The sequence below is a fragment of the Streptomyces sp. NPDC006385 genome (assembly GCF_040612485.1).
Taxonomy (GTDB): Bacteria; Actinomycetota; Actinomycetes; order Streptomycetales; family Streptomycetaceae; genus Streptomyces.
Window position 1 is genome coordinate 1 of the sequence record NZ_JBEXQG010000148.1, and the last position, 5,345, is coordinate 5,345.

Genomic DNA, 5,345 nt, shown 5'->3' on the forward strand with positions numbered 1-5,345 from the left:
GTACGAGTCGGGATGGCTCGTCCGTGTGCCGGACCGGACCCGCCTGATCCACATCCAGAACCACGCCGTCAGGCGGCGGGCGGACCGGCTCGCTCTCCGGCCGCATCGGAGGCATCTGCTCCCGAGTCCGCCTCGGAATCTTCTCCCGGGGCCCTGGTCTCCTCGACACCCGGCCGACTGACGGTCAAGGTCCTCGGAGGACAGGGCCTGCCCGCCGTGACGGTCACACACGCCAGGGTCCGCCTCCTGGGCGGCGGCGAAGGCGAGCTGACCATGTCGGTACGCAACGACGGCAGTTCGACCGAGCACCTTGCCTTCGTCTCGACCCCGAACGCGGCCGACGTGTCGCTCGACGGTGACATATCCCCGGCAGGAGTGCAGCTTGATCCCGGCAGCACCGTCGCCCTCGGAGGGCAGGGCGGCGCGCGGGTGCTGCTGCATGGTGTCCACGGCATCGACGCCCGGCACAATGTCCCGTTCACTCTGGGCTTCGCCAACGTCGGGCTGGTCCGCCTGCAAGGGCTACCGCCATCTCGCTGAGCCACGGGGCCGAGGGCAGCAGCCCGGCCGGGGGCCGGTCGGTGGTGGCAAGGTACCCAGCTCCATCTATCCCAGGGACCCCTCATGGGTGCCGGATGCCCGACGTGGTGCGCAGGCGACAGAAGCCCTGGTTGGGGGCCGGGCGCAGAGCCATCTGGTGGTGGTAGAGGTCGGCCAGTACCTGGGGGACCTCGTGGTAGCAGAACACCGAGGCGGCCGTGCCCGTGATCCGCGGGGTGTCCAGGAACAGCGGCAGTTCGGCGAGGAAGTAGCGCACGGCGCCTCGCAGCTGTGCGTGAGTGGGCTGTTGTCCGGGCGGCAGGCGGCGTTCCAGCACCCAGGCCGAGGCGTTCAGGCAGGCCTGCGCGAAGCTGCTGTCACTGCGGAAGTGGTGCTCCACTTGTGCGGTGAGTTCTTGGTAGGAGGGGTTCGCGGCGAGTGCCTGCCCGTCGAGGAGGTAGGGGCCGGGGTCGAGGACGCCGTTGTCGGCCAGGGCTTTGGTGATCTTGTTGCGGACGTACTGTCCCTGGCGGCGGGCCTTCCAGGCGGCCTTCTCCGGCGGACAGCCGAGTGCCTCCAGGGTGTGGACGGCGGCGGTGTCGGGGACGAAGAAGTGCACGCGTGCGAAGGCGGTCAGTCCCCAGCGGACCAGGGCGGCGATCCGCTCGGCGGAGAAGTGGCTGTTGAACGGGCTGATGCCGAGGCATGCGTGGACGCGGCCCGCGAAGGCGGCCCGACATCGGGCGGTAAGTGGCTCTGCGCGGATCAGCTCGACAGGTTTCGTGGGCTTGATGGCGAGGGGCTCGGAAGGCATGGCGGACTCCGGCTGGGCGAGGACGACGGGCGTGTCGGCGTGCGGCCTCAGCCCTGCGCCACCGGCGGAGGTACTGCCTCAGTGCCTGGGTGCGGGCACCCGGGCGGCAGTCCGCGGTGTGGTGATGCTGAGGCGCGGTCCTCGTCCTACGTGCGGATCACGCACAGCGCATAGGGGTCCCCGGGACCCCGGGCGTGCTCCCAGGCTCGTGCGGCACCGAGGGACGCAGCCGTGGGCGGCGGTCCGGTCGGCAGATCACCGTCGGTGCCGGGCACATGAGTGTGGGGGACGGATTCGGTGCGGGAGGCGGGGCACCGGTCATGGTCGGACGTGCACGAGTGCTTCGCGGCGGACGACGTGCCGTCAGGGGCCACGGCCATCACCATGGCCTCGGCTGAACCGCCCGCGCAGGGCTCCGCCATGGTCATTCCCGCAGCGGCGCTTGCACCAGAGGCGCACCCCAGGAGCGCCAGCACCAGCAGCAACACGCCGAGCACGCGGGTGGAGCCCATACGTGCGCGGCCGTGGGAGAGACGCTGCCGGCGCATGAAGAAGTGATGCCCCCTACATGGCCCAAGGCCCATGGAACCGCCCAGGGCCCACCCGGATGACGGACACGGCATGCGGCGGCCCACAACGTACTGGACCAGGCCGCGCCGTGCCCTGCCCGCCGTCCATATCGCGCCATCGCGCCGACGGCGCGGCTCCCACGTCCGGCGCGTGAGGTTCACCGCCGGGCTTCTGGGCCCGGGTTCGCCGGCCCACCGCGGCAAGCGGCACTCAACCGTGCCGCAGCAGCAGGCAGAATCACGGCCCCCCTGACCGTGAGCACGGTCAGCGCTGCCGGGGCAGGGGCCGCTCGCCTTGCTCATGCATGGTGCTGGGGGTGCGGGGCCGGGGAGACCAGGCCGGAGTCCTCGTGGAAGCGGATGGGCTGGCGCTCTTTCCTATGAGCTCGGCCACTTGGCCGGTCTTCAGCCCGTAACGTCCTCCGCCGACAGCAGACTGTCGCCCCTTGGTCGCGTTCAGCGGGACCTGTCGCCGCGCAGTGCCGTCAGCGCGCGCGGGCTCCCGCTGGTCTCACCCCGTGCCGGACTCGGCATGCTCGTGGTCGTGGCCGTCGTCAGCCCGTTCGGGCTCCGGGTAGGTGAAGGTGCGGCGGATCTTGTGGTTGGGCGCGACCAGCGTCTCGCGCACGATCCGGTCCTCGTCGTCCAGGGTCAGTTCCAGGGCCAGCCGCTCGCCGGGGAAGCCGAGCGCCAGCACCGTATGGCCCTCGGCGTCGGTGTAGCGGGAGCTGAGCGGCGCGCTGCCCTTCGCGTAGGGATCGGAGTCGATGAACCGGTCGCCGGTGACCTCCAGCCGGGTGGGGGCGACGGTGGCGCGCAGGTCGTCGCTGGCGACCTGCTCGTGCAGGGTGAACTGCTTGACCGCGCGCATCGCGGCGACGGTGCGCTTGAGCTGGGCGGCGTCCGGGCGGATGGGCCACATCACGCGCAGCGTGTCCACTCCGCCGCCCCAGCCCTCGGCGCTGGCGCGCACGGTGAGCAGATTCAGCCCCTTGCGCCAGGTCACCGGGGCGTAGAAGCACCCCTCGCCGCAGCCGCGGATCTTGACCGGGCGGCTGCGGCCGTCGGGCAGGGTCAGGGTGAGCGCGGCGTCGTAGCCGACCTTCTCGGGCCGGTCGAGGTCGGTGTTCGGGGCGGTCAGGCGCAGCGCGACCTGTCCGGTGCTGGCGGTGGCGGCGATGCCGATCTGGTCCGCCCGCCCGCCCACCGTGATGGCGTCCCCGTTCGGCGGCGGCGCGAACGGCAGGGCGGCGTTCGCGGACGAGGGCGGCTGGGTGACGGTCAGCAGCGCGGTCGCGGCCAGGACGGCGGCCAGCGCCGATGCCTCGACGCGGGCGACGATACGGGGCGCCGAGCGGGACAGCCGCAGCCGCGCGACCAGCGCGAGCGCACACACGGCAGCGACCAGGGCCAGCTTGACTGCCAGCAGTCGGCCGAAGTCGGAGTCCAGCAGCTTGGCAGGCGAGACCATGAGCAGCCCGGACAGGGTCCCGGTGACCAGCACCGCGGCGAGGAGTACGGCTGCGATGCGGGCGTAGCCGCGCAGCACCGCCCGCATCGCGGGATTCCACCGCCAGGCGGCGCCCACCCGCAGCACGTACACCAGGGCGCCGATCCAGATGGCGGCCGCCAGGAGATGGACGGTGGTCAGTGGCGGCCCCCATATGGCCGACTTGGTCGCCGGGTGCGCCCGGAGCCCCTCGGCCACCGCTGCCCCGAGAAGCAGCACACAGGCCGCCCGCCGCCACCGGGCGCGCAGGGCCACCGCCGCGGCCAGCCACGCGGCGGCCTCGACCACCGCCAGCATGCCGGGACGACTGTCGAAGAGGGCCGAAAAAGAAGGAGAGGACACTCCGCGGGCCAGGCTGCCGCCGCCGGCGATCAGGACGGCCAGGCCGAGGGAGGCCGCGGTGCCCGCCACGGCCGCCGGAAGGACCCAGGACCGCGGCGCGGCCGGCCCGTCGGGATCACGGCGCCCTCGCGCCAGGCGCTCGCCGACCATGCCGCCGAGGGCCAGCGCGGAGGATCCGTACAGCACCCAGCGCAGCACGGCGGTCTCGCCCGCGCCGCTCACCCGCTGCCCGGAGCCGTTCCCGGAGGACAGCCCGGCGGCCGCCGAGCCGACGGCGAAGCGGTAGCTGCCGCTCATCACGTCGCCGTCGTCGGCGATCGCCTGCCAGGTGACGGTGTACACGCCGGCGCTCAGGGTGGAGCGGACCGGCATCGTCAGCTGCTTCCCGCCCTCGCTGCGGGCGGCCGGCCCGAGCGGCACCGGCTGCCCGTCGGGTGCGGAGACCCGCACCGTCTTCGGCCCAGTGGGCCGCACCGGCTCGTCGAAGACCAGCGACACCGCCTTCGGCGCCTGCGGCACCGCACCCTCGATCGCCGGCGACGCGAACAGCAGCACGGCATGCGCCTGCGCCGACGAAGCACCGGTCAGCAAGACCGCGACGGCCATGGCGGCGGCAGCCGCCAGGCCCGCGACCCGCCGGGCCCACACACCACACATCCCAGTACACCTAAGCTAGATAGGAGGTATGGGCGCGAACCTAGCAGACCGCTTCCCGGTCACCCCCGGCAGGGGCAGGAAGCAGATACCGGCGAGCCCACGGCGGCATCCGGAAGCGGGCAGGCGTTGACTCCCTTGGCGGCAACCGCCGACTCGGCCGCCGGCACCAGCACCGCCACGTCCCGACCGCCGCCAGCGCAGCCGCGGGCTCCCGCGCCCCGGCCATCTCCGGTAAGGCGCCGACCAGTGGGGCAACGAGTCATACCGGCCCCGAAGGCCACGAGCCCGAACCGGGCTCTACAAGGAAAGTAATGGGCAAGCCCCGATGACAGTGGGGTGCACGGACAGAACACAGAGCGCCTGCATGCCCTCTTCATCGTGGCTTCACATCACCGGCCTAGCTTCATCGAGTGGCAGGGCCTATATGACGGAGTCACTGGCGCGAGAGACGCGCGAGTCGAACGCGGCCCACTCCATGTTCTGGACGCCCTTATTCCCTAATCCGTTTAGGTGATCGTGGTGTCGCAGCCTCGTGATCCTCGGAAAGGTAGTGAATGAGCGAGTTGCTCTTCGGGACCACGCTCCTGGCGTCGTTCCTCGGCGGGATGGTGGCGCTGCTGGCGCCGTGCTGTATCTCGGTGATGCTGCCCGCCTACTTCGCCACCGGGTTCCGCTCCCGCGGCCGGGTGATCGCCGGGACGCTCGCCTTCGGCGCCGGTGTGGCCACGGTGATCGTGCCGATCGGGCTCGGGGCCGTCGCCATCTCCTCCGCGCTGCAGCGCTACCACCTGGTGGTGTACCTGGTCGGCGGGGCGCTCATGGTGGCCGGGGGACTTGCGGTGCTCGCCGGGTGGAAGCCGAAGCTGCCGATGCCGTCCGGGCGCTCGCCTCAGGGCAACGGTTTCGGCGCCGC

Annotated in this window: 4 protein-coding genes and 1 pseudogene; 2 read left to right on the top strand and 3 right to left on the bottom strand. The window is 72.1% G+C overall.

Going from position 1 to position 5,345, the window contains the following annotated elements:
- Nucleotides 1–273: 273 nt before the first annotated feature.
- A complete protein-coding gene (locus ABZ078_RS44005; RefSeq protein ID WP_356584263.1) occupies nt 274–540 on the top strand; it encodes a hypothetical protein in 267 nt (88 codons plus the stop codon).
- Between the two features lie 82 nt (nt 541–622).
- Here ABZ078_RS44005 and ABZ078_RS44010 read toward each other — a convergent pair whose 3' ends face one another.
- From ABZ078_RS44010 to ABZ078_RS44020, 3 genes are all read right to left on the bottom strand, one after another.
- Nucleotides 623–1,354: a tRNA-dependent cyclodipeptide synthase gene (locus ABZ078_RS44010; RefSeq protein ID WP_356584265.1), complete on the bottom strand. Its 732-nt coding sequence runs from the start codon at nt 1,352–1,354 to the stop codon at nt 623–625.
- Nucleotides 1,355–1,500: 146 nt separating this feature from the next.
- The gene (locus ABZ078_RS44015; RefSeq protein ID WP_356584267.1) at nt 1,501–1,902 is read right to left on the bottom strand and encodes a hypothetical protein; all 402 of its coding nucleotides are present in this window, start codon (nt 1,900–1,902) and stop codon (nt 1,501–1,503) included.
- A gap of 532 nt (nt 1,903–2,434) precedes the next feature.
- Entirely contained in the window at nt 2,435–4,432 is a 1,998-nt protein-coding gene (locus ABZ078_RS44020; RefSeq protein WP_356584269.1) for a copper resistance protein CopC, read from the bottom strand.
- 554 nt (nt 4,433–4,986) lie between these two features.
- Between ABZ078_RS44020 and ABZ078_RS44025 the strand changes: the two are divergent.
- A pseudogene (locus ABZ078_RS44025) lies at nt 4,987–5,345 on the top strand (cytochrome c biogenesis protein CcdA); the annotation flags it as partial.

Coding starts and splice junctions, on each gene's coding strand:
- ABZ078_RS44005 (WP_356584263.1), top strand. CDS start 274: ATGTCGGTACGCAACGACGGCAGTTCGACCGAGCACCTTGCCTTCGTC.
- ABZ078_RS44010 (WP_356584265.1), bottom strand. CDS start 1,354: ATGCCTTCCGAGCCCCTCGCCATCAAGCCCACGAAACCTGTCGAGCTG.
- ABZ078_RS44015 (WP_356584267.1), bottom strand. CDS start 1,902: ATGCGCCGGCAGCGTCTCTCCCACGGCCGCGCACGTATGGGCTCCACC.
- ABZ078_RS44020 (WP_356584269.1), bottom strand. CDS start 4,432: ATGTGTGGTGTGTGGGCCCGGCGGGTCGCGGGCCTGGCGGCTGCCGCC.